Raw genomic sequence first — 24,066 nt, 5'->3', positions numbered from 1 at the left:
GCGTTCCCCTTTAATGTTCCAGCCCCAGATGCGGGCTTTCGTAATGCACGCCGTAGAAGGTCTGCCCCTCGCGGCGGACGAGCAGGACGGTGTCGCCTGCACGCAATTCCTGTGCCTGATCGTGCGGCTCGACCATGACGAAATGGGCCTGACCGTGGATGTCGATCACCTTGGCGCGCGCCGGGCTGCCTGCGCGCGCGGTGCCGATCTGGATCGTGCCATCGCGGCGCAGCAATTCGTCGAGTCCGATTGCGGTGGTCTCGTCCTTCGGCATCACCGCGGCGAGCGGGCGCATGGCGAGACTGTTGAGCGGAAGCGCGGCGGCTCCTGCGGCCAGCGTCGCCCATCCGGCAGAGAGCGGCGTGCCGAGGATGCTCGTCAGCAACGTCTGCCCGATCACGCCCACGGCGGCGAAGGTGAACAGCAGCGCCGCCAGCCAGATCAGCAGCGGCACCCGGCCCAGCCCCAGCAGCGCCGTCAGCGCATCGCCCAGCCCGCCCATTTCGAGCCCGTCAGGCGAATCGAACTCGGTCGCGCCTTCGATCGCTTCACTGACGCCGGTGACCTGCAACAGCGCGATCACCCCGAGCACGCAGAGCGCGATCAGGAAGGGGAGGTTGTGCGGCTCCAGCAGGCTCATGCCGCCCCTCCCGCACAATCAAGGCGAAGATCCGATCCCATGCCCGCAAGGCTAGGACAAACGCGATCGAAACCCTAGCGGAATCGGAACGCGGATTGCCGATTTTCGGCTGCGATATCAGGCCGGGACAACTCTAAGAGGGAGCGTCTTGAGCCCGCCGACAAAGGTGCTGCTGGCGCGGCTCGCCTCCCCCGCCGGTTCGACTGCGGCTACTCGGTCGAGGATCGCTTCGAACAGGATGCGCATCTCCAGCCTTGCGAGGTGCAGACCCAGGCACTGGTGCGCGCCCGCCCCGAACGCCAGGTGACGGTTGGGCGAGCGCGCGGCGTCGAACCGGCGCGGGTCGGGGAACTGCGCGGGGTCGTGATTGGCGGCGACATAGTTGATCATCAGCCAGTCGCCCGCCTTGATCTGCTGCCCACCCAGCTCGCAGTCCGCGGCGGCGGTGCGCATGAAATGCTGCACCGGGCTGGTCCAGCGGATCGCTTCCTCGACGATGCCGGGCAGCAGGCTGCGGTCGGCACGCACGCGGGCATATTGCTCGGGATCGTTCGCCAGCGCCTGCATCGCGCCTGCCGTGCTCGCCGAGGTGGTGTCATGCCCGGCGGTGGCAACGATGATGTAATAGCCCGCCATGTCGCGCGGAGGCAGAGGCTGGCCGTCGACGAGCGCATTGGCGATCACGCTGGCGACATCGTCGGTCGGGTGCTGGCGGCGATCCTCGGCGATCTGCGCGAAGTAATCCTCGAAGGTCTTTACGGCCCCGGCGACGATCTGGACCACCTGTTCGGGGGTCATCTTGTCCATGCCGGAGCCCGACAGATCCTTGTCCTGCCCGCCGAACAGCTGCTGGGTGAGCATCTGCATCCGCGGCTCGTCCTCCGGCGGCACGCCGAGGATCTGCATCACTACGCGCAAGGGATAGGGGCCGGAGACTTCCTTGACGAAATCGACCTCGCCGCTCTGATCCAGCATCCGGTCGACCGTCCGCGCCGCCAGCGCGCGCAACTCGCCTTCCAGTTTGGCGAGGTTCCTCGGCATGAACCATTCCTGGGTCAGCTTGCGATACTTGGGATGGATCGGCGCGTCGAACACCACCAGCGAATCGACCAGCATGTTCGATCCCGTGGCGGCGCGGGAGAACTCGATCGCCTGGTTGAAGCTGAAGACGACCGGCCGCGGGTTGTTGAGGAAACCGGCATTGTCCTTCGAAATCCGCATCACATCGTCATAGCGGGTGACGAGCCAGAAGGGATCGAACAGCCCCGGCGTATCGGGCTGCACCTTGGCCACCGGGGTCTCGGCACGGATCGCATCGAAGGTGTCGAGCAGCCCGTCCCACTCGGCATAGGCGTGCGGGTCGATCACCCGGCGGGCGATGTCGCCGGGGAGCACCGCCTCGGTCATTCGGCGGCTTCCTTGGCCTTTGCCGCATATTCATCGCGCAGCTCGCGCTTGTAGAGCTTGCCGTTGGCCTCGCGCGGCAGGTCGGGGCGGAAGTCGAACAGCTTGGGCATCTTGATCTTGGAGAGGCTGCCCGAGAGGAAATCGCGCAACTCCGCCTCCAGCCCCGCGCCCGCGTGGGCCATGTCCTTCGGCTGCACCACCGCCACCACCTTCTCGCCAAGGTCGGGGCAGGGCGCGCCGATCACCGCCGCGTCCATCACCTTGGGATGGGTCACCAGCAGGTTCTCGATCTCCTGCGGGTAGATGTTCACCCCGCCGCTGATGATCATGTGGCTCTTGCGGTCGGTGAGGAACAGGAAACCCTCGCCATCGACATGGCCGATATCGCCCAGCGTCATCCAGCCTTTCGGGTGCATCGCCTCGCGCGTCTTGTCGGGATCGTTGTGATAGGTGGGCAGCAGGGCGTTCTCGAAATAGATGAGGCCGTCCTGATCGGGGCCGAGCTCCTCGCCATCGGGGCCGCAGATGTGGAGCGTCCCGTAGATCGCGCGGCCGACGCTGCCGGGGTGGGTGAGCCAGTCCGCCGAGCGGATCATGGTCATTCCGATGCTTTCGCTGCCGGCGTAATATTCGTTTACGATGGGGCCCCACCATGCGATCATCTCACGTTTGATCGGCACCGGGCAGGGCGCGGCGGCGTGGAGCGCGCGGCTATGGCTGGAGAGGTCGTAACGCGTGCGGATCGCGGGATCGAGCTTGAGGAAGCGCACGAAATGCGTCGGCACCCACTGGCTGTCGGTGACCTTGTGCGTCTCGATGGCCTTCAACGCCTCCTCGGGCTCGAACTTCTCCATCATCACCACCGTCCCGCCGAGCCGGTGGACGACCGAGCACCAGCCGATCGGCGCGGCGTGGTAGAGCGGGGCGGGGGAGAGATAGACCATCGATCCGTCGGTCGGCATCCCCGCGCCCATCACCGCAAGGCCGACGAGCGGCACCGCGGCCTGCGGATCGGGATCTTCGGGCGGGGCGGGGCGGATGCCCTTGGGGCGGCCCGTGGTGCCTGAGGAATAGAGCATCACCATCCCGGCACGCTGGTCGGGGATCGGCTCGGCGGGCTGCGCGGCGAGGACTGCGGCGAAATCCTCCGCCCCCCCAGCATCCATCACCAGCACGGCGAGGCCCGGGCACTCGGCGCGGATCGCATCGAGCATTCCGGTGAAATAGCCGCTGGTGATCAGCAGCTTCGCCTGCGCGTCGCGGATGATATAGGCGGCCTCGGGCGCGGTCAGGCGCGAGGAGATCGGCACCAGCATCGTGCCCGCGCGCTGCGAGCCCCAGATGACGGTGAAATATTCGATCCGGTTTTCGAGCAGCACCGCAAAGGCATCGCCCTGGCCCACGCCATGCGCGCGCAAGAGGTGCGCAAAGCGGTTCGATTCCGCCTCCATTTCGCCATAGGTCATGCGCTGGCCCGATCCGGTCATGATCACCGCCGGGTGATCGGGCCGGCTCGCGGCGTGTGCGGTGGGGTGCATCGCCATTGTCTCTCTCCCATGCCGCCCCGCCTGTCCGGCGGTGTGCGGGCTTTGGGAAAGGTTACGCAAGCCACGCGTCCCGGCAAGCGAAAACAGTACGGGAAATGCTACCCAATTTGCTGCTTTGGCGGCGCACGGCCCGGGCGGGCGGGGCGCAAAAAAAGGCGGCGGGATAACCCGCCGCCTATGTTCGGACACCCTCTCCAATGTCCGGCCCGTTTACACGGGCAATCTCGTCTGGCTTACGCGCCGAGCGTCATTCGCCGCCCTGGCCGGTGAGCCGCGCATCGCGGGCGTAGGCCAGCTGTGCTTCGCTCTCCACCATATACGGAATCGGATTGACTGCAAGCCCATCGACGCGAACTTCGTAGTGGAGGTGCGGACCGGTCGAACGGCCGGTCGATCCGACATAGCCGATCAGGTCGCCCTTCTTGACGTTGTCGCCCGCGGCCACCGCGAGGCGCGACAGGTGGGCGTAGCGGGTTTCCATCGACGCGCCGTGGTTGATGCTGATGTAGAGCCCGTAGCTCGAATACCAGTCGGCGCGGCCGATGATGCCATCGGCGGTGGCGTAGACCGGGGTGCCGGTCGGCGCGGCGAGGTCGATCCCGGTGTGCTGACGGCGGCCGCCGAGCACGGGGTGCGTGCGCATCCCGAAGCTGCTGGTGAGCGAAGCGCCTTCGAGCGGCATGCGGGACGGCACCGAAATGCCCGTCACCGGAACCGGCGAGGAATAGGCGGCGACTTCGTCAGCGGTGCCGAGGGTGGGCGAGGTGCGCTCAAGCTCGGTCCAGCTGGAGAACAGTGTCTTGAAACGCGCATCGCCGCTGTCGACCACCGGGGTTTCCCCCTCCTTGAGCGGCGCGGTGACGTCCGCCGAAGCGGTGCTGCTGCTGGTCGCGGTGTTGGCGAAGGCCGGTGCGGCTGCGGACACGAAAATGGCGGAGCACGCAGAAAAAGCGATCTTCAGCACCTGACGCATGGAACATTTCATACTGGACCCGGTTCCCGATTGCGGAGCGCCATTCTCGTTGGCGTCACCGTTGGAAAATTCCGGCACGTCTCTGCGCGCCTTTTGCTGGAGTGTGGTTATCCGGCCCAATCGTTAATGCGCAATCTCCGCATAGAAATCCCGCGATAAACCGGCTGCAAGACGCGCCGAGTCGTTGAACGGTGGCTTAATCGCCCCGTGAAAGTGCTGTTTGACGAGGCTCTGCCACAGGGATTCGGGCGCAGTTTGCGTCATTTCGGCACAGCGCAAAAAGTGCTTGGTGCCCATCCCGACGTGGCGGATTTCGTCGTCAAGTATCCTTTCGAGAATCTTTGCGCCGTGATGGTCGCCCGCCGCCGCGACCCGTTCCAGCGTCGCCGGTGTGACGTCGAGCCCGCGCGCTTCGAGCACCATCGGCACCACCGCCAGCCGCGCGGCGACATCGTGGCGCGTGGCGTGCGCCGCCTCCCACAGCCCCGCGTGCGCGGGCAGAGCGCCATAATGGCTGCCGATCGATTCGAGCTTGCGCGCCAGCAGCGCGAAATGCATCGCCTCGTCCGCGGCAACGCCAAGGAAATCGCTCACGAACTCCTCCCCCATCTCGCCCCCGAAGCGCCCGGCCATGTCGAGCGCCAGATCGATCGCGACGAATTCGATATGGGCGAGGCTGTGCCACAGCGCGACTCGCCCGCGCTCGCTCCCGGCCTTGCGGCGCTTGGGCATCTGGCCGGGCGGGAGCAGTTCGGGGGCGGCGGGCCAGGCGGGCTGGTCGGGCATCGCCACGTCGAAGTCCCACGCCAGATCGCCCCGCCGCCACGCGCGCGCCAGCTTGCGGGTGGCGAAGCACTTGGCGCGCGGCTCCGGCGTCAGCAGCGCGGCGCGGATGGCGCGGGCAATTGACGCTTTGGGGGTGGTCATGCGGTCAGAGCGCTCTCGCGGCCTCGAGCACGTCCTCGGCGTGGCCCTTCACCTTCACCTTGTCCCAGATGCGCGCGATCCTGCCCTCGGCATCGACCAGAAAGGTCGAACGGACCATGCCCATATAGGTCTTGCCGTACATCTGCTTTTCCGCCCACACGCCCAGCGCATCCGACAGCCCGCCTTCCTCGGCATCACTGGCGAGCGGGGCGGTGAGGCCGTGCTTGGCGATGAACTTGGCGTGCTTCTTGGCCGGGTCCTTGCTCACCCCGAGCAGCCTGGTGCCCGCTGCCTCGAAATCGGCCTTGAGTGCGGAGAAGTCCTTGTTTTCCGTGGTGCAGCCGGGGGTGTCGTCCTTGGGGTAGAAGAAGATCACCAGCTTTTCGCCCTTGAAGTCGGAGGGCTTTACGCTGCCGCCTTCGGGGGTTTCCATGGCGATATCGGGGATGGCGTCGCCGACGTTCGGAAAGTTGCTCATGCGGGGTTCTCCTGTTCGGTTTCCAGAATGTCCGTGCCGAGGATTGGTTTCCAGACCTCGGCGACCCTGACGCGCGCGGCCGCGAAGGCGTGGAGCAGGTCTTCGTAGCTCTCCTCTCCGCACGCCCGCGCCAGCGCGCGCGCGCCCGAGGGCGGGGGTTCGCGGCCATCGGGGGCGAGCAGGCGGCCGGCGACCAGCATCCGGCTCATCAGCGCGTGCGGCGCGGCGAGATCGGCGGGGATAAGGCCCGCCGCCGCCAGCCCGGACAGCGCGGCTTCGAGATCGGGCGATAGCGCTTGCGGCGCGGCCTCGGCCAGCGGGCGGCCATCGGCAGCCTCGCCCTTCAGTTGCAGGTAGTGGACGAGAAACTCGATATCGACGAGGCCCCCGCGCGTCAGCTTGGCATCGAGCGGGCCGGTGGGCGGCTTGTGCTTCGCCATCTCCGCCCGCATCCCCAGCACCGCCTCGCGCAGCGCCGCCTTCTCGCGGGGATCGCGCAGCACTTCGGCCAGCACGCCTTCGAGCTGCGCGCGGGCGGGCGGCGAACCATAGAGCACGCGCGCGCGTGCGAGGGCCATGTGCTCCCACGTCCATGCCGCCTCGCGCTGATACTTGCCGAAAGCCTCGCAGCTGACCGCCAACGGGCCCTGATTGCCCTGCGGCCTGAGCCGCGTGTCGACCTCGTAAAGCGCCCCTTGCGCGGTCGGCACCGAGAGCGCGGCGCTGACCCGGCTGGCGAGGCGGTTGTAATAGGTCGTCGCCCCCAGCGGTCGCGGGCCGTCGGACTGCGCGGCGAAATCGCCGGTGAAGAGGTAGACGATGTCGAGATCGCTGGCGTGGGTCAGCGCTCCGCCGCCCAGCCGCCCGAGGCCGAGGATCAGCAGCTCGCTGCCCGCAATGCGCCCGTGCTTGCTCGCGAACTCAGCCACGGTCGCCTCCGCCGCCAGCTGCATCGCGGCCTCGGCGGTGCGCGACAGGGCGCGGGCGATGGCGAGCGGATCGGCCAGCCCCTCGATCAGCTGGATGCCGAGCGCGAAGCGAATTTCGCCGGTGATCACCCGGATCGCATCGAGCAGCGCTTCGTAATCGTCCCGCACCGCGGCGCCCTGCATCCGCGCCATGATCGCAGGCACGTCGCCCGGCAGGTCGAGCGCGTCCTTGTCGATCAGCGTGTCGAGCCGCTCGGGCTTCCTCGCCAGCTCGTCGGACAGCACCGGGGCGAGGGTGAGCGCGGCGACCAGCCGCTGGATCAGATCGGGCCGCGCGTCGAGCAGGCGCAGCGTGGTGACGAGGCTGGGCACGCTTTCGATGATGCGTTCCCAGCGGGTGATCGCGCGCGGCGGATCGTCGGACTGCCCCATCGCTGCGAGCAGCGCAGGCGCGAGCCGATCCCACGCCGCCACCGCCTGCGGCGATCGGATCGCGGCATGGCGCCCGTCGCGCCAGGTCTCGATCCGCTCGGCCAGCACCTCGGGTTCGGCAAAGCCCCATTGGGCGAGATTGTGCGCCAGCGCGCTCACCGGCATGGCGACGGGCGGCGAGGGGGCCGCCGCGCGCGCACCGATCAGCGTGTCGTAGATGCCGGCGGTGCGGGTGGTGAGTGCGGTCAGCTCCGCCACGAGCGCCGCGCCATCGGGCAGCCCGTCAAGCTGCGCGACATTGTCGAGCGCCGCGCCCTCGGGCAGCGCGTGGGTCTGGCGGTCGTTGACCATCTGCAGGCGGTGCTCGACCTGCCGCAACCTGTCATAGGCCTCGCCGAGCACCACCGCATTCTCCGCCGGAATCCAGCCGCCCGCCGCCAGCGCATCGAGCCCCGCGCGCGTGCCCCGCACCCTCAGCGAAATATCCCGCCCGCCATGGATCAGCTGATGGGTTTGGGCGTAGAATTCGATCTCGCGGATGCCCCCGCGCCCGCGCTTGACGTCGAAACCGGGGCCGGGGGCGGCGGGGCCTTCGTGACTGTCGCGGATGCGCTGGGTGAGCGCGCGGATTTCCTCGACAGCGCCGAAATCGAGCTGCGCACGCCAGACGAAGGGGCGGATCTGGGCGAGGAAGGCCTCCCCCGCCGCAATGTCCCCCGCTGCCGCGCGGGCGCGGGTGAAGGCGGCGCGCTCCCACGCGAGCGCCTGCCCTTGGTAATGGGTCAGCGCCGCGCCCACCGGCACGCAGAGCGGGTTGATCTCGCTCGCCGGGCGCAGCCGCAGATCGACCCGCAGCGCATAGCCCTCCGCCGTGTTGGCCGAAAGCAGCGCCACCACCCGCCGGGCATAGCGCTGCGCCGCCTCGCCCGGGTCGTCGGTGGGCCGGCGCGGGAGCGTCTCGCGGTCGAACAGCAGCACCGGGTCGATGTCGGAGGAGTAGTTGAGTTCGCCCGCGCCCTGCTTGCCCAGGGCCAGCGCGATGAAGCCATCGGCGCTGTCGGCATCGCAGCGTTCGGTGATCGCGGTGCGGATCGCCCGGTCGAGCGCGCGGTCGGCGAAGGCGGTCAACTCGCCCACCACCTGCGCCAGCGGAAAGGCCCCTTCGAGATCGCCCACCGCCAGCGCCGCGGCGAGCGCGAGGCGTTCTCGGCGCAGGCCGACTTCCGCGTCGGGATTCTCACCCTGCGCTTTCGCCCACGCCAGCGCCGCCGCGCCATCCCCCGCCGCCAGCATCGCCGCCAGTTCGGGCTGGCGATCGAGCGCGCGTGCCAGAAACGGCGCGTGGTTGCGCGCGCGGTGCAGGGCGCTGTCCCAATCGGCTTCCCGGTTCTCTCCCATAGCCCTCCCCTAGGCCCCGTGCGCCGCGCGCTGCAAGAGGTTGCGCGTGTGACACGGCTCTGTAATGGCCCGCCGCATGACCATGATCATGCCCCCCGAATGGGCCCCGCAGGACTGGCTGTGGATCGGCTTTCCGCACCTCGCCGAGGAATGGCCCGGCTGGCTCGAACCGGCGCAGGAGCAGATGGCGGCCTTTGCCTCTGCCGTGGCGGAGAGCGGGCAGGAGGTGCGCCTGCTGGTGCGCGACGAGGCCAATGAAGCCCGTGCGCGCGCGCTCGTCAGCGACAAGGTGACGCTCGAGCGGCGCGTCTATGGCGATGTCTGGCTGCGCGATACCGGGCCGCTGGTGGTGTCGGACGGCGCGCAGCGCATCGCCCGCCGCTTCGCCTTCAACGGCTGGGGAGAGAAATATCTGATGCCGGGCGATCAGGAGATCGGCGAGGCGATCGCGCGCGATGCTGGCCTCGCGGTAACGCACGCCCCGATGATCCTCGAAGGCGGGGCGGTGGATGGCGACGGCACCGGGCTGGTCGCGACCACCGAGCAGTGCCTGCTCAATCCCAACCGCAACCCGCACATGAGCCGTGGGGCAATCGAAGCCGAGCTGGCTGCGCAGCTCGGATTCAGCCGCGTATTGTGGCTCGGCGAGGGTCTGATCAACGATCACACCGATGGCCATGTCGACAACCTCGCGCGCTTTGTCGGCCCGGGCCGCCTCGTGGTGCCCGAGGCGACCGGCAAGGACGATCCCAACGCCGCGATCTATGCCGATGCGGCGACGCGGGCGGAGGCTTTCGGGGTCGAGGTGGTGCGCATCCCTTCGCCGGGGCTGCTGACGCGCGATGGCCGGATCGAACCGGCGAGCTATGTGAACTTCGCGATCACATCGCATCTGGTGGTGGTGCCGACCTTCGGCTCGCCCCACGATGCCGAGGGCGTCGCCGCGATCGCCGCGCTGTTCCCCGACCGCGACACGATCGGCCTGCCGGGCGAGGCGGTGCTGGCGGGCGGGGGCGGGTTCCACTGCGCCAGCCAGCAAATGCCGAGCCTGGCTGCGCAGGTTTAACCTTTCGTTAGGGATTTGCGGCGAGAACCCTCGTCATGACCCGCGTCCAAGCCCTCGCCCTGCCGCTCGCCGCTGCGATTCGCATCGATTCGATCGAATGGGCGCGCCGCGCGATCGTGCTGGGCTGCGCGGCGGCGCTGATCCTCGCCGGGCAGGCGCTGCCGTTCTGATACGGCGGGCGTAACCGCCGGGCTTTTCCGCGCGAACATATCCTCGATCACTTGTCGAGGACGCGTCCCATGACCCCCAAGCACAGCCTGTTCGCCCTGACCGGGCTTGTCGCCGTCATTGGCGCTGCGGCGCTCGCCTTCGACCAGCCAGCCACTCCGCGCGCTGCCACACCGCCCGCCAAGGTCGCGCCGGGCGAGCCGGTGCTGGTCGAGCTCTTCACCAGTCAGGGCTGCTCCTCCTGCCCGCCCGCCGATGTGCTGGCGGCAAAGCTGGCGCGCGATCCGCGCCTCGTCGTCATCTCGCGGCCGGTGACCTATTGGGACCGGCTGGGCTGGACCGACACCCTCGGGCGCGAGGAAAACACCACGCTCCAGCAGGATTACGCCCGCCGCGGACTGGCCGGGCGCAACGGGGTCTACACCCCGCAGACCGTGGTCGACGGCCGCTTCGGTGCGGTCGGATCGTATAGCGACGACATTGCCGCAGGCGTGCGCGAGCACGGCGGCAAGGGCGCAGCGACGCTCCGCGCCAAGCCACAAGCCGGGGGCGGCTACACCGTCGCGCTGACGGGCAAGACCGCTGCGCCTGCCGAACTGGTGCTGCTCGCCGTCACCCGCATGGTCGAGGTCGATATCGGGCGGGGCGAGAATGGCGGGCGGAAGCTCGGCTACACCAATGTGCTGCGCGCCGAACACAAGCTCGCCGACTGGCGCGGCGGGGCGGCGCAGGTGACGGTGGCGGCGGCGGATCTCAAGGTCGCCAAGGCGGATCGCTACGCGCTGGTGCTGCGCCAGCCGGACGGGGGCAGGGTGCTGGCGGCGCGCTGGCTATCCTAAACCAGCCGCACAAAGGCTGCGAGGGCCGCCCCGCCGAGCACCAGCCCGACCGTGATGCGCCAGGCCGGATCGCTCACCCGGCCCGAGACCCGCGCGCCCAGCCGGTTGCCTGCGATGACCATCGGCAGCATCACCAGCGCAAAGACCAGCAGCTGCCAGCGCAGGATGCCCAGCCACAGCGCGCTCGCAAGCCCCGCGCTGGCGGCGATGGTGAAGATCAGCTGCATAGAGGCCTTGATGATGCTGCGCGGCAGCGTGCGCCCGGCGTAGAAAGGCACCACCGGCGGGCCCGGCATCCCGGCATAGCCCGTCATCAGCCCGCTCAGCACGCCCACGCCGCCGGTCGCCAGCCGCCCCGGTGCGCCCTCGCCGCGCTTCGGCAGCAGAATCGCGACGAAGGCGGAAAGCGCGATCAGCGCGATCACCAGCCGCGCGGCGTCCTTGCCGGTGAGCGAGAGCGCGTAGAGCCCGATCGGCGTCGTCACCACCACCAGCGCGCCGATCACCCAGGCGCTCCTTTCGGCATCGCGCACGAGGCTGCGGATCTCGGTCGCGCCGATCATCAGCGCCAGCGCATTGGTGAGCAGCACCGCCTCGACCGGGGGCAGGGCGAGGGCCAGCACCGGCACCAGCAGGATCGCCATGCCGAAGCCGGTCAGGCCGCGAATGAAGGCAGACCCCAGCGCCGCAACCAGCGCCACGGCGATCTGCACTGCGGTAAAGCCTGCGAAGATCTCCACTGCGATCAGTGGGCGGCAGCGAGATCGGGCGGCGTGCCCTCGGCCTTGAGCATCGCGATGGCCTCGGCGAGCGGCATCACTTTCTGGTGCTCCGCGCCCAGCGTGCGGACCGCGACGGTGCCTTCCTCGGCCTCGCGCTTGCCGACCACCAGCAGGTGCGGGACTTTCGCGAGGCTGTGCTCGCGCACCTTGTAGTTGATCTTCTCGTTGCGGGTGTCGGTTTCGACGCGGATCCCGGCCGCGCGTAGTTGCGCTTCGACTTCGTGGGCATAGCCGTCCGCGTCCGAGACGATGGTCGCCACCACCGCCTGCACGGGGGCGAGCCACGTCGGCAGCTTGCCGGCGAAATGTTCGATCAGGATGCCGATGAAGCGTTCGTAGGAGCCGAAGATCGCGCGGTGGAGCATCACCGGGCGGTGCTTCTCGCCATCCTCGCCGATGTAGTTCGCGTCCAGACGCTCGGGCAGCACCCGGTCGGACTGGATCGTGCCGACCTGCCAGGTGCGCCCGATCGCGTCAGTCAGGTGCCATTCGAGCTTGGGGGCGTAGAAGGCGCCCTCGCCGGGGAGTTCCTCCCATTCGAGGCCATTGGCGGTTAAAGCGTCGCGCAATTCCTGCTCGGCCTTGTCCCAATCGGCCTCGCTGCCAAAGCGCTTTTCGGGGCGCAAGGCGAGCTTGATGTCATAGGTGAAGCCGAAATCGCGATAGACGCTATCGGCCAGCGCGATGAAGGCCTGAACCTCGGACACCACCTGCCCCTCGGTGCAGAAGATATGCGCGTCGTCCTGCGTGAACTGGCGCACGCGCATCAGCCCGTGGAGCGCGCCGTGGGGCTCGTTGCGGTGGCAGCAGCCCATTTCGCCCAGTCGAATGGGAAGGTCGCGGTAGGAGGTGATCCCCTGCTTGAAGACCATGACGTGCGCCGGGCAGTTCATCGGCTTGATCGCCATCCACGCCGCGTCGTCGGCGATCTTGGGTGAAGCCTCTCCGCTCTCCTCGTCCACATCGGGCACGATGTCGGGCACGGCGAACATGTTCTGCGCATACTTCCCCCAGTGCCCCGACTGCGTCCACTGGCGCACGTCCATCAGCTGCGGAGTCTTGATCTCGCGGTAGCCTGCGCCGTCCATCTTGCGGCGCATGTAGGCTTCCAGCTCGCGCCAGATGCGGTAGCCCTTGGGGTGCCAGAAGACCGAGCCGTGCGCCTCTTCCTGCAGGTGGAACAGGTCCATCTCGCGGCCCAGCTTGCGGTGATCGCGCTTGGCGGCCTCTTCCAGCCGCGTGAGGTGGGCGTTCAGCTGCTTCTTGTTGAGCCAGCCGGTGCCGTAGATGCGCGTCAATTGCGCGTTGTTCTGGTCGCCGCGCCAATAGGCCCCGGCAACGCGCATCAGCTTGAAGGCGTCGGGATCGAGCTTGCCGGTGGAGGGAAGGTGCGGGCCGCGGCACATGTCGAGCCAGTCGTTGCCGCTCCAATAGACCGTCAACTCCTCGCCCTCGGGCAGTTCCTTGGCCCATTCGGCCTTGAAGGTCTCGCCTTCGCCCGCCCACTTGGCGATGAGGTCTTCGCGGCTCCATACCTCGCGGCGCAGCGGCTTGTCGGCGCGGATGATGCGGCGCATCTCCTCCTCGATCGCGGGAAGATCGTCCATCGAGAACGGCTCGCGGGTGTCGGGGGCCTTCACGTCATAATAGAAGCCGTCGTCCGTCGCAGGACCGAAGGTGATCTGGGTGCCGGGGAACAGCGACTGCACCGCTTCGGCCAGCACGTGGGCGTAATCGTGCCGCGCGAGTTCGAGCGCATCGGCCTCGTCGCGGCTGGTGACCAACGCGAGGTTCGCGTCGCCATCGAAGGGGCGGGTCAGATCGCGCAGTTCCCCGTCGACGCGCGCGGCAATCGCCGCCTTGGCGAGGCCGGGGCCGATTGCCGCAGCGATGTCCGCCGGGGTCGAGCCCGCAGGCACTTCGCGCACCGATCCATCGGGCAGGCTGATCTTGAGCAGTTCGGTCATGGTTGTCGCGTGTCCGTCTCGTTTGCGGCTCGCCCTGCCACAAGCAGGCGCGCACCGGAAGAGCGGTGTTGTGTCAGGTCCGAATCGGGAAGGACACCGCGCCGCCCCGATCCGGGCGGCGGGCTGCCTCGCTCAACGCGCGCGCCCCCGCCCCCGGATAGTCCGGGTGGTGGTGGTGCGGGTGGTGGCGGGCAGGTTGGCCATGGCCGGCGATATAGGCGCAGCGACGGCCGGAGTCACGCGCATCCTGTCGCGGCGTCCTGCGAATGGAAAGCGACCTTGACAATACCGGGCCAACTTTGTAAAGCGACCTTGTCATTATGAAAAAGGAGCTTTCCATGACCCACACGCAACAGGCCCTCCTGATGGGCGGCGTGCTGACCGCCATCGCGCTGCTCGCGGTGTTCGACGTGATCCCGCAGGAAGTGGCGCAATATGCCCCGCTGGCGGTGGTGCCCTTCGTGCTGGCGCAACGCGGCAGCGGCTGTTCGCTCCGCCAGCAGGGCCGGGGCGCGTGAGCACCGAGACCGAGACCAAGGCCACCGGCAAGGTTCTGGGCCGAGGCCCGGTATTCTGGGCCGTGCTGTTCGTCGCTGCGATGTTCGGCGCAGCGGCTCTGTCGAGCACCGCGCTTGAAGGCCCGGCGGGACTGATCGTCAGGATTCTGCCGATGGCACTGCTCATCCCGCTGGTGAAATCCGCCGAACGGCGCGGCATGGCGAGCGGCTGCGTCAATCCCGTGATCGTGCGTTACAATCGCCGGGTGCTGTTTTCGTCCTTCGGCTACGTCCTGGGGCTGGGCATCGCGATTTCGATCTGGAATGCCTACGAGGTTGACCGGGTCACGGCCTTCGCGCTGGCGCTGCTTCCGACGCTCCCGACCTTCTACATGATCTGGGCGATGGGCCGCTATCTCGTCGAGGAAACCGACGAATACCTGCGCTACCGCACCGTGCGCGCGGCGATCATGAGCCTCGGCGGCGTGCTCGCCATCGGCATCTTCTGGGGCTTTCTCGAGATGTTCGAACTGGTGCCGCACATCTGGGCGTGGTGGGTGCTGCCGGTGTGGGCCGGGGGCCTTGGCCTCGCCCAGCTGTGGATGAAGGTGCGCGGCGAATGAACAACCGCCTGAAGGTGCTGCGCGCCGAACGCAGCTGGAGCCAGCAGGACCTCGCCGACCGCCTCGGCGTCAGCCGCCAGAGCGTCAACGCGATCGAGACCGGCCGCTACGACCCCTCGCTGCCGCTGGCATTCAGCATCGCCGAGGTGTTCGGCCTGCCGATCGAGGCGATTTTTTCGAGGGACTAAACCGCCAGCTTGCCCGAGCCCTTCTCGGTCGCGATCTGCTTCGTCCCCGCCAGCTTTGCCGAGCGTTGCTTCACCCCGGCGGAGAAGCGATACTCCGTCACCGCGCGGGCCGGGGTGAGTTCGACCACCATATAGCCGCGCTGCGCCGTGTCCGCCCATTGCAGCTGTGCGTTCTCCTCCACCAGCGCGCGGGCCAGCGTGTCGGGCTTCATGAAGCTCAAGTAACTCTCGAACCCCGGCGAGCTGACCGAGCAGACGCCCAGCTCCACCCCCACCGCCGCGCCAACCTGCGCAAGCTCGAAGGCCCAGCCATTGTGCGTGTCGCCCGCGAGCACGACGAGGTTCGCGTCCGCGTCCAATGCCGCCGCAAACACCCGTTCGCGTGCAGCGGGGTAGCCGTCCCACGCATCCATGTTGAGCGGCAGGCCGGCCTTGCTCGCCATGCTGGCGGCGGCGAGGCGCTGGCGGACGAAATCGGGCAATCCGTCGCCGATCTGGCTGGCGAGCGACTGCGGGCTCTTGAGGTTGCCGATCAGCACCTGCTGCACCAGCACCTGCCAGTGGGTGCCGCTGGCGGTCGAGGCCTTGAGCGCGCCCGCCAGCCATTGCTCCTGCGCGGCCCCGAGCAGCTGGCGATCGGGATTGGCCCAGTCCCCGTCACGGAAGGCGTCGAGCGCGGCGATGGCAGCCGCAGGGTCGGTCTTGCCCTCCAGCACCTTTTCCAGGCTGAACTGCTGCTCGCGCCCTTCGAGGCGCGTGTCGAGTTTGAACAAAGTCGCCAGATCGCCGATCTGGTAGGTGGTGTAGACCGCGTCCGAAACCGGCATCCATTCGCGATAGGCCTGCTTGGCGGCGGCCTTGCGCACCGCCCAGTCGCCCTCGCTCTCGCTCTGGTGGTTCTGCGCGCCGTCCTTCCACGAATCGTTCGCGGTCTCGTGATCGTCCCACACCGCGATCATGGGGAGCACCTGATGCAGGCGCTGCAGATCGGGATCGGCGCGGTAGGTGGCGTAGCGCAGGCGGTAATCGGTCAGCGCGACGATCTCGGTCGCCGGGGCCAGTGCCCGTTCGGGATGGGCCTGCGCGGCGGTGGGATAGGTGCCCGCGCCGTATTCGTAGATATAGTCGCCCAGATGCACTGCCAGATCGGCGTCGTTCGCCTCGGCCGCGTGGGCATAGGCGTTGAACCAGCCGAAGCCGTAGTTCGAGCAGGAGAACACGGCGAGGCGGAAACGCGCGGTCGGCCCCTCGGGCAGGGTGCGGGTGCGGCCCGTGGGCGAAACCGCGCCGGTGGGGGCGATGAAGCGGTAGAAATACCAGCGATCGGGCGAAAGGCCGGTGACGACGCCCTTGGCGCACCAGTCGCGCTTGTCCGAGGCGGTGACGGTGCCGCTGGCGAGGGGCCGGGCGAAATCCTCGCTCTCGCTCACCTCCCAGGTCAGCGCGGTCTCCGCCTCGCCGACGAAGCGCGTCCACAGCAGCACGCTGGTGGCCGAGGGCTCGCCGCTCGCGACATTGTGGGTGAAGCCGCTGCCGAAGGAACGCGCGGCCAGCGGCGCGGCGGCGAGCGCGGCGCCGGCGCCAGCGAGCGAGAACAGCGAACGGCGCGTGAGCGCGGGCGAAGCGGGCAGGCCCGCAGGCGTGGTGGTGTGCATGACGGCGCGGGTAATCCTCTCCCATTGCGCTGCTGTGACAGTCGCGTGAGCCGACAATGCTTGCCCTCGCGGCCCCGCGCAAGGCATGGAAGCGCGCATGACCGACATTCTGCACCACACCCTCTACGATGGCCGCCGCATCGCCTTTCGCTACACCCATGGGGCGGGCCCGTGCCTCGTCTTCCTGCCCGGTTACATGTCCGACATGAGCGGCAGCAAGGCCACCGCGCTTTTCGCCGAAGCGCAGGCGAAGGGCCGCGCCTGCCTGCTGCTCGACTATTCGGGCTGCGGCCAATCGGAGGGCGACTTTGCCGAGGGCGCGCTGTCGAAATGGCGCGACGAGGTGCTGGCGCTGGTCGCATCCTATGTCGCCGGCCCGGTGCTGCTGGTCGGCTCTTCGATGGGCGGCTGGCTGATGCTGCTGGTGGCCGAGCATCTCAAGCACCGCCTCACCGGGCTGATCGGCATCGCGCCCGCGCCCGATTTCACCCGCTGGGGCTACACCGAGGAACAGCGCGCGAAACTGGCGGCGGGGGAGACGATCTACGAGCCCAATCCTTACGGCCCCGAACCCACGCCCACGCATCCCGGCTTCTTCGCAGATGCCGAATGCCACCTGCGGCTGGAGCGCGGGATCGACCTCGCCTGCCCGGTGCGGCTGATCCACGGCAAGCAGGACGCCGACGTGCCGTGGGAGATTTCGCTGCGCCTCAAATCCGCGCTCGGGTCGGCTGACGTTCAGGTCACTCTGGTAGAGGACGGCGATCACCGGCTGTCGCGTGACAGCGACATCGCCGCCCTGAAGGCCATCGTGGCCGAATTCTACTGATAGGCCGCTCCCCATGCTCAATTCCACGCTGATCCTCGCCATGCTGATGCAGGTCGGGCCCAACCCGCTGGCGGGCGGATTGCCGGGGGACGATCTGGTGCGCGACCGGCCTCCGCGTGCCGAGGCGGCGGCGAGCGAGCTGAACCCAACCAGCGCGTGGCTCGAAAGCTGCCTCGATCAGCTGGAGGAAGATCCCGCCCGCGCACACACCACCGCGCAGATCCGTCGCAGCGAGACCACCGGCACCGACCGGGTGCTCGCCAACCACTGTCTCGGCCTTGCCGCAAGCGAGCTTGGCCTGTGGGACGATGCCCGCGCCGCCTTTGCTGCCGCGCGTGCCGAAACCCCCGAGGGCGAGGCGCGCACCCGCGCGCGCTACGCCGCGCTGGCGGGCAATGCCGCGCTGGCGGGCGGTGATGCGGCGGGTGCCGAGGGGCTGCTCCGCCTCGCCGAGGGCGAGGCGCAGGCCGCCGGATCGGCGCCGCTGCAAGCCATCGCTGCGACCGACCGCGCCCGCGCACTGGTGGCGCTGGGGCGCGGCGAAGAGGCGCTCGCCCCGCTCGACGCCGCGACCACTGCCGCACCCACCCGCGCCGAGGGGTGGCTGCTCAAGGCGACGCTGCTGCGCCGGCTCGACCGGCTCGCCGAGGCACAGACCGCGATCGAGCGCGCGGCGTCGCTCGTATCGGGCGCGGCGGGGATCGGCCCCGAGATCGGGCTGGAAGCCGGGGTCATTGCTGTGCTCGGCGGGCGCGACGAGGCTGCGCGCCAAAGCTGGCAATCGGTGATCGACCTCGCTCCCGAACACCCCGCCACCGCCACCGCGCGCGGCTATCTTGCGCAGCTCGGCCCGGCAGGCGAGACTGCGCCCGCGCCCGCAGAGGAGACCCCGCCGTCATGACTCGCTTTTCCGTGCTCGACCTCGTCCCCGTCCGCGAGGGCGGCACCCTGACCGAGGCCTTCGCCGCCGCCACCGATCTCGCCCGCGCCGCCGAAGCGTTCGGCTGCGACCGGTTCTGGGTGGCGGAGCATCACGCGATGGACGGGATCGCGGGCGCGGCGACTTCGGTGGTGCTCGCGCATATCGGCAATGCCACCAGCCGCATCCGCATCGGCTCGGGCGGGATCATGCTGCCCAACCACACGCCGTTCCAGATCGCCGAGCAGTTCGGCACGCTGGACGCGCTGTTTCCGGGTCGGGTCGACCTGGGGCTGGGCCGCGCACCCGGAGCGGGGCCGGAACTGCAGCGCGCGCTCAGGAAGAACCTGCATCAGGCCGCCGAATATTTCCCGCAGGACGTGGTCGAACTGCGCGCGCTGCTGACGGGCGATCTCGACCTGCCGATCCACGCCACCCCCGGCCGCGGCGCGCGGGTGGAGCTGTGGATGCTGGGATCGAGCCTGTTCGGCGCGCAACTCGCCGCGCGGCTGGGCCTGCCCTATGCCTTTGCCGCGCATTTCGCGCCCGATCATCTCGACGCCGCGCTGGCGGTCTACCGCCGCGATTTCCAGCCTTCCGAGGCGCTGGACAGACCCCATGTGATGGTCGCGATGAACGTCTTTGCCGCCGAGACCGAATCGCAAGCGCAGCTGCTCGCCTCCAGCCAGCAGCAGAGCTTCGTGCGTCTGCGCAGCGGCAATCCCGGCAAGCTGCCCCCGCCGGTCGCCGATTACACCGCGAGCCTCCCTGCTCCCGCGCAGGCGATGCTCGCCCATCTCGGGCAGGCCGCCGCGGTCGGCACGCCCGCGCAAGTGCGCGAGAGCATCGGGGCCTTCGTCACCCGCACCGGGGCGGACGAAATCCTGCTCTGCGGCGCGACTTACGACCCGGCGGCGCGCATCCGCAGCCTCGAAATGACGATGGATGCCTGCCAGAGTGTTCCCGCCAGCTAGGCGATCATCGCGCTTGGCAGAAGAGGGGTAAAAGCGTATCGCAGCGCGACACGATAACAACAAACCGGCATAACAATATTACGCGAAACGCACAGCCGGTCACGCAGGATGAGCAGGAGCCGAATATGGGGTCGAAGACCGATGCCGCCGCTAGCGATCGCGCGCTGATCAAGGCCCTGCGCGCCGCGCTCCAAGCCTCGCTGCTGCCCGGCGATGCGGCGATGGACAAAGCGGCGCTCGACGAAGCCGCCGCCTGGCTGCTCTCCGCCGCCGCCACCCGCGAGCCCGGCAAGGCGCTGGTGACGCTCGAATCCGATACCTCCGAACGCCGTCTGCGGATCGCCATCGTCAACGACGATCAGCCCTTTCTGGTCGATTCGGTCGCGGCCACCATCGCTGCGCAGGGGCTGGGGATCGACGTGCTGCTGCACCCCGTCATCCCGGTTGAGCGCGATGCCGCGGGCGCTATCACGGGCCTCGGCAATGGCAGCGGCGCGCGCGAATCGCTGATCTATATCGAGACTCCGCGCGCCGATGCCCGCCAGCGCCGCGAGCTGAGCGAGGCTCTGCACACCACGCTCGGCGACGTCCATGCCGCCGTCGGCGACTGGCCCAAGCTGCAAGCCGCGATGAACCGCGATGCCGAGGCGGCTGCGGCGATCGATGCCGAGGCGGGGACGCTGCTGGGCTGGCTCGGCGGCGGGATGCTGACCCAGCTCGGCCATCTCGTCCGGCGGCGCGATGGCACCAGCACCGACCGGCTCGGCATCTGCCGCGCCTCGACGCAGGAATTGCTGGCGGAAGCCTCCTACCAGCGCGCCTTCGACTGGTTCGACGCGCAGGACAAGGCCGGCACGCCGCGCGCGCTGCTGGCGATCAAGTCCAACGTCCACGCCCGCGTCCACCGCGCCAGCCCGCTCGATCTGTTCATCGTTCCGCTGCGCGAGGGCGGCAAAATCACGACGCTTTCGATTCACGCCGGGCTGTGGACCAGCGCCGCCCTGAACGCGCGGCCGGGCGAAGTGCCGGTGCTGCGCGCGATGGTGAGCGACATCGCCGCGCAGCTCGGCTTCGATCCTGCCGGGCACAACGGCAAGGCACTGGTGCACGCCTTTGCCTCGCTCCCCAACGACCTGCTGACCGCCTTCGAGCCTGCGCGCGTTGCCGATCTGGTGACCGCCAAGATGGCGCTGATCGACCGCCCGCGCCCGCGTCTCATCATGGTGCGATCGACGCTGGAGCGGCACGTCTTCGCCTTCGTGTGGCTGCCGCGCGATCACCTGTCGACCGATGTGCGCCTGCAAATCCAGGCGATGCTGCTGGCGACGCCGGGCGCCGCGCTGCTCGACTGGAGCCTAGAGGTCGAAAGCTCCTCGCTCGCGCTGCTGCGCTTCCTGGTCGATGTGCGCGCCTGCGCGACGGTGCCCGACAATGCCGCGATCGAAGCGCGGCTGGTCGATCTGCTGCGCGGCTGGAACGAGGCGGTGGAAACCCACCTCGCCGATCACGAGGACGATGGCCGCGCCGCCACGCTCGCCGCGCGCTATGCCCCCGCTTTCCCGACCGGCTATCGCCTCGCCTACGGCCCGCAGGAGGCCGCGCGCGACATCGCCAAGCTGCGCACGCTGGCGGTGGCCGAGGGCGAGACCACCCGCGCGGTGCGGCTCTACCGGCTGGATGGGGACGGGGCGGCAAGTCTGCGGCTCAAGGTCTATGTCACGAAGGGGGCGCTGGCGCTGTCGGATGCGGTGCCTGCGCTCGAGAATTTCGGGTTCCGCGTCGCTGCCGAAGTGCCGACCTTCCTCACCGATGCGAGCCTCGGCTCGATCCACGAATTCCGCCTGACCGTGCCCGCCGGGCGCGATGCCGGTGCGCTGCTGGAGCGCGCCGCGCTCATCGAGGATGCGCTGGCCGACGTGCTCAACGGCGCGGCGGAGGACGATCCCTTCAACCGCCTGATCCCCGCCGCCGGGCTGGAGCCGCGCGAGGCGAACTGGATGCGTGCGGTCTATCGTTATCTGCGCCAGACCGGGCTGGCCTACACGATCTACACCGTGGTCGATGCGCTGGTCGCCGCGCCGCAGGTAACGCGGGCGATGATCGACCTCTTCGCCGCGCGCCACGATCCCGCCTTCGCGGGCGACCGGGCCGAGGCGCTGGCCGCTGCGGCGGGTGCCTTCACCCGCGGGCTGGCCAAGGTCACCGCGATCAACGACGACCGGCTGCTGCGCCTCTACCGCGCGGTCATTGATGCCGTGCTGCGCACCAACGCCTTTGCGCCCGCAGCGGCCGAGGCGCTGGCCTTCAAACTCGATTCCGCGCGCGTCCCCGGCCTGCCCAAGCCGCTGCCCTGGCGCGAGATCTTCGTCTATAGCCCCCGCGTCGAGGGTATCCACCTGCGCTCGGGCGCGGTGGCGCGCGGGGGTCTGCGCTGGTCTGACCGGCGCGACGACTTCCGCACCGAAATCCTCGGGTTGATGAAGGCCCAGCGGGTGAAGAACGCGGTGATCGTGCCTACGGGTGCGAAGGGCGGGTTCTATCCCAAGCAGCTCCCCAGCCCCGCGCTCGACCGTGAAGGCTGGGCGGCAGAGGGCCGCGCCTCCTACGAAATCTTCATCCGCACGCTGCTGTCGGTCACCGACAACATCGTCGATGGCAAGGTCGTCCACCCGAAGGCGGTCGAAGTGCTCGACGGCGAAGACCCCTATTTCGTGGTCGCCGCGGACAAGGGTACCGCAACCTTCTCCGACATCGCCAACGGCATCGCGCAGAGCCGCGACTTCTGGCTGGATGACGCCTTCGCCAGCGGCGGCTCGAACGGATACGACCACAAGGCGATGGGCATCACCGCGCGCGGCGCGTGGGTCAGCGTGCAGCGCCACTTCCGCGAAATGGGGATCGACGTGCAGACCGATCCCGTCACCGTCGCGGGCTGCGGCGACATGTCGGGCGACGTGTTCGGCAACGGGATGCTGCTGTCCAAGGCGCTGAAGCTGGTCGCCGCCTTCGATCACCGCCACATCTTCATCGACCCCACCCCCGATCCGGCTGCCAGCTGGAAGGAACGCGCGCGGATGTTCGCGCTGCCCCGGTCGAGCTGGGAGGATTACGACGCAAGCCTGATCTCCAAGGGCGGCGGGGTGTTCCCGCGCTCGGCCAAGGTGATCAAACTGTCGAAGCAGGCGCGCGAGGTGCTCGGGATCGACGCGAAGGAGATCGAGCCCGAAGCGCTGATCAGCGCGATCCTGCGCGCGCCGGTCGACCTGATGTGGTTCGGCGGAATCGGCACCTATGTGAAGGCCCCGCAGCAGAGCAATATCGATGTCGGCGATCCGGCCAATGACGGTTTGCGGGTGGACGCGACCGAAGTGCGCGCCAGGGTGATCGGCGAGGGCGCGAACCTTGGCGTCACGCAGGCCGGGCGCATCGCCTTCTCGCTGAACGGCGGGCGCATCAACACCGACTTCATCGACAACTCCGCCGGGGTCGATTGCTCGGACAACGAGGTCAACATCAAGATCGCGCTCGCCGCCGCCACCGCGTCGGGCAAGCTTTCGGAGAAAAAGCGCAACACCCTGCTCGCCAGCATGACCGACGAAGTTGCCGCGCTGGTGCTTGAGGACAACCGCTTGCAGGCGCTGGCCCTCTCGGTCGCGGAAAGCGGCGGGCCGGGGGCGACGCCGGCCTATGTCCGGCTGATCGAGCGGCTGGAGGACATCAGCGAATTCGACCGCCGCACCGAAGGCCTCGCCGATGGCGAGACGCTGAGCCGCCGCGCCGCCGACGGGCAGGGCCTGACCCGGCCCGAGCTGGCGGTGCTGCTGTCCTCAGCCAAGCTGGCCTTGCAGGCCGCGATCGAGGCGAGCGACCTGCCCGACGATCCGGTGCTGGAGCCGGTGCTGCTGGCGCGTTTCCCCGCGCCGATGCGCAAGGCCTATGCCGCCGAGATCCGCGGCCACCGGCTGCGGCGCGAGATGATCGCGACCAGCCTGTCGAACCGCATCGTCAACCGGCTCGGCATCGTCCACCCCTTCGAACTCGCGGAGGAGGAGGGCGTGGGGCTGGCCGAAGTCGCCGCGGCTTTCGTGGTGGCGGAGAACCTGTTCGGGCTCGAACCGCTGTGGCACGAGCTCGATCACGCCGCGATTCCCGAAGCGGCGCGCCTCGCGCTGTTCGATCGCCTCGCCGCGGCGGTGGGCAATCTGATGAGCGACGTGTTGCGCACCGCGGCGGGCAAGGTCGATGCGGGTGCGATGATCGGCGAATTGCAGACCGACGTCACCGCGCTGGTGGGGGCCCGCGAAGAGCTGCTGACCGAGGAACCGCGCGCCCGCTCGATGGAGCTGCGCCGCAGTTTCATGGCGCAGGGCGCGCCCGAGGCGCTGGCGGCGCGGGTCGCCAACCTGTTCGATTTCGACGGCGCGGTGGGCCTGGCGCAAGCCGCGCTCGCCAGCGGGATCGAGGCCAAGCTGCTGACCCACGCCTTCACCGATATCGGCACCCGGCTGGGGCTCGACTGGGCGCAGGGCACGGCGGCGCACATGAGCCCGTCCGACGTGTGGGAGCGGCTGCTGGTCTCCGGCCTCGCGCGCGATTTCCAGCAGATGCGGATCGAGTTCCTGCGCCGGTTGATGCGCCGCAAGGGCGGCAAGGAAGACCCGCGCGGCAGCGTCGCCGAATGGGCGGCGCGCAATGCCGAAGGCGTGGCGCAGTTCCGCAAGCTGATCGCCCGCGCGCAGGCCCGGCCGCCGGTTGGCGCGACGATGCTCGCCCAGATCGCCGCGCAGGCGCGCAATCTGCTGGAGCGTTGAGCGCACCCCATCGCAGG

General features: G+C 68.9%; 20 protein-coding genes. 10 read left to right on the top strand and 10 right to left on the bottom strand.

Going from position 1 to position 24,066, the window contains the following annotated elements:
• Positions 1–10: 10 nt before the first annotated feature.
• The 7 genes from E2E27_RS02985 to glnE all read right to left on the bottom strand — a co-directional run bounded on the left by E2E27_RS02985 (position 11) and on the right by glnE (position 8,731).
• Positions 11–640 (bottom strand): OB-fold-containig protein, encoded by a 630-nt coding sequence (locus E2E27_RS02985; protein WP_141457618.1) that lies wholly within the window; start codon positions 638–640, stop codon positions 11–13.
• A gap of 117 nt (positions 641–757) precedes the next feature.
• Positions 758–2,047, bottom strand: a complete 1,290-nt coding sequence (locus tag E2E27_RS02980; RefSeq protein WP_141457617.1) for a cytochrome P450 — start codon at positions 2,045–2,047, stop codon at positions 758–760.
• Positions 2,044–3,585 carry an acyl-CoA synthetase gene (locus tag E2E27_RS02975; RefSeq protein WP_181443639.1) on the bottom strand — a complete coding sequence of 514 codons (1,542 nt, stop codon included), beginning with the start codon at positions 3,583–3,585 and terminating at the stop codon, positions 2,044–2,046. Before E2E27_RS02975 ends, E2E27_RS02980 begins: the two co-directional genes overlap by 4 nt.
• Before the next feature lie 256 nt (positions 3,586–3,841).
• Positions 3,842–4,519: a M23 family metallopeptidase gene (locus E2E27_RS02970; protein ID WP_353653633.1), complete on the bottom strand. Its 678-nt coding sequence runs from the start codon at positions 4,517–4,519 to the stop codon at positions 3,842–3,844.
• 171 nt (positions 4,520–4,690) lie between these two features.
• Entirely contained in the window at positions 4,691–5,494 is an 804-nt protein-coding gene (locus E2E27_RS02965) for a ferritin-like domain-containing protein (RefSeq protein WP_141457614.1), read from the bottom strand.
• 4 nt (positions 5,495–5,498) lie between these two features.
• Positions 5,499–5,972 carry a peroxiredoxin gene (locus tag E2E27_RS02960; RefSeq protein ID WP_141457613.1) on the bottom strand — a complete coding sequence of 158 codons (474 nt, stop codon included), beginning with the start codon at positions 5,970–5,972 and terminating at the stop codon, positions 5,499–5,501.
• Entirely contained in the window at positions 5,969–8,731 is a 2,763-nt protein-coding gene (glnE, locus tag E2E27_RS02955) for a bifunctional [glutamate--ammonia ligase]-adenylyl-L-tyrosine phosphorylase/[glutamate--ammonia-ligase] adenylyltransferase (RefSeq protein WP_141457612.1), read from the bottom strand. Before glnE ends, E2E27_RS02960 begins: the two co-directional genes overlap by 4 nt.
• A gap of 76 nt (positions 8,732–8,807) precedes the next feature.
• On the opposite strand from glnE, the gene E2E27_RS02950 reads away from it, so the two are divergent.
• From E2E27_RS02950 to E2E27_RS02945, 3 genes are all read left to right on the top strand, one after another.
• Positions 8,808–9,797, top strand: coding sequence for an agmatine deiminase family protein (locus E2E27_RS02950; RefSeq protein ID WP_141457611.1), 990 nt, complete (start codon positions 8,808–8,810; stop codon positions 9,795–9,797).
• A gap of 35 nt (positions 9,798–9,832) precedes the next feature.
• Positions 9,833–9,967: a hypothetical protein gene (locus E2E27_RS19155; RefSeq protein WP_286172807.1), complete on the top strand. Its 135-nt coding sequence runs from the start codon at positions 9,833–9,835 to the stop codon at positions 9,965–9,967.
• 69 nt (positions 9,968–10,036) lie between these two features.
• Entirely contained in the window at positions 10,037–10,804 is a 768-nt protein-coding gene (locus tag E2E27_RS02945; protein ID WP_141457610.1) for a DUF1223 domain-containing protein, read from the top strand.
• On the opposite strand, the gene E2E27_RS02940 is transcribed toward E2E27_RS02945, so the two are convergent.
• Both E2E27_RS02940 and thrS read right to left on the bottom strand, forming a co-directional pair.
• Positions 10,801–11,544: a sulfite exporter TauE/SafE family protein gene (locus E2E27_RS02940; RefSeq protein WP_141457609.1), complete on the bottom strand. Its 744-nt coding sequence runs from the start codon at positions 11,542–11,544 to the stop codon at positions 10,801–10,803. The genes E2E27_RS02945 and E2E27_RS02940 overlap by 4 nt on opposite strands.
• 5 nt (positions 11,545–11,549) lie before the next feature.
• Positions 11,550–13,553, bottom strand: a complete 2,004-nt coding sequence (thrS, locus tag E2E27_RS02935; RefSeq protein WP_141457608.1) for a threonine--tRNA ligase — start codon at positions 13,551–13,553, stop codon at positions 11,550–11,552.
• Between the two features lie 338 nt (positions 13,554–13,891).
• Between thrS and E2E27_RS02930 the strand changes: the two genes are divergently transcribed.
• From E2E27_RS02930 to E2E27_RS02920, 3 genes are read left to right on the top strand one after another with little or no spacing between them, the layout of a single operon-like run.
• Positions 13,892–14,071: a hypothetical protein gene (locus E2E27_RS02930; RefSeq protein ID WP_141457607.1), complete on the top strand. Its 180-nt coding sequence runs from the start codon at positions 13,892–13,894 to the stop codon at positions 14,069–14,071.
• The gene (locus E2E27_RS02925) at positions 14,068–14,673 is read left to right on the top strand and encodes a hypothetical protein (protein WP_234036162.1); all 606 of its coding nucleotides are present in this window, start codon (positions 14,068–14,070) and stop codon (positions 14,671–14,673) included. Before E2E27_RS02930 ends, E2E27_RS02925 begins: the two co-directional genes overlap by 4 nt.
• On the top strand, positions 14,670–14,861 hold the full coding sequence (locus tag E2E27_RS02920) for a helix-turn-helix transcriptional regulator (RefSeq protein ID WP_141457606.1): 192 nt from the start codon (positions 14,670–14,672) through the stop codon (positions 14,859–14,861). Before E2E27_RS02925 ends, E2E27_RS02920 begins: the two co-directional genes overlap by 4 nt.
• On the opposite strand, the gene E2E27_RS02915 is transcribed toward E2E27_RS02920, so the two are convergent.
• On the bottom strand, positions 14,858–16,516 hold the full coding sequence (locus E2E27_RS02915; protein WP_141457605.1) for an alkaline phosphatase D family protein: 1,659 nt from the start codon (positions 16,514–16,516) through the stop codon (positions 14,858–14,860). The genes E2E27_RS02920 and E2E27_RS02915 overlap by 4 nt on opposite strands.
• Before the next feature lie 97 nt (positions 16,517–16,613).
• Between E2E27_RS02915 and E2E27_RS02910 the strand changes: the two genes are divergently transcribed.
• From E2E27_RS02910 to E2E27_RS02895, 4 genes are all read left to right on the top strand, one after another.
• On the top strand, positions 16,614–17,345 hold the full coding sequence (locus tag E2E27_RS02910) for an alpha/beta fold hydrolase (protein ID WP_181443535.1): 732 nt from the start codon (positions 16,614–16,616) through the stop codon (positions 17,343–17,345).
• A gap of 13 nt (positions 17,346–17,358) precedes the next feature.
• Positions 17,359–18,246 (top strand): tetratricopeptide repeat protein, encoded by an 888-nt coding sequence (locus E2E27_RS02905; protein WP_141457603.1) that lies wholly within the window; start codon positions 17,359–17,361, stop codon positions 18,244–18,246.
• Positions 18,243–19,238: an LLM class flavin-dependent oxidoreductase gene (locus E2E27_RS02900; RefSeq protein WP_141457602.1), complete on the top strand. Its 996-nt coding sequence runs from the start codon at positions 18,243–18,245 to the stop codon at positions 19,236–19,238. Before E2E27_RS02905 ends, E2E27_RS02900 begins: the two co-directional genes overlap by 4 nt.
• Before the next feature lie 125 nt (positions 19,239–19,363).
• Positions 19,364–24,049 (top strand): NAD-glutamate dehydrogenase, encoded by a 4,686-nt coding sequence (locus E2E27_RS02895; protein ID WP_141457601.1) that lies wholly within the window; start codon positions 19,364–19,366, stop codon positions 24,047–24,049.
• Positions 24,050–24,066: the final 17 nt, after the last annotated feature.

The organism is Porphyrobacter sp. YT40, assembly GCF_006542605.1.
Classification (GTDB): Bacteria; Pseudomonadota; Alphaproteobacteria; order Sphingomonadales; family Sphingomonadaceae; genus Erythrobacter.
Note: the sequence above shows the minus strand (reverse complement) of the source record. Positions and strands in the feature narration are given on the sequence as shown.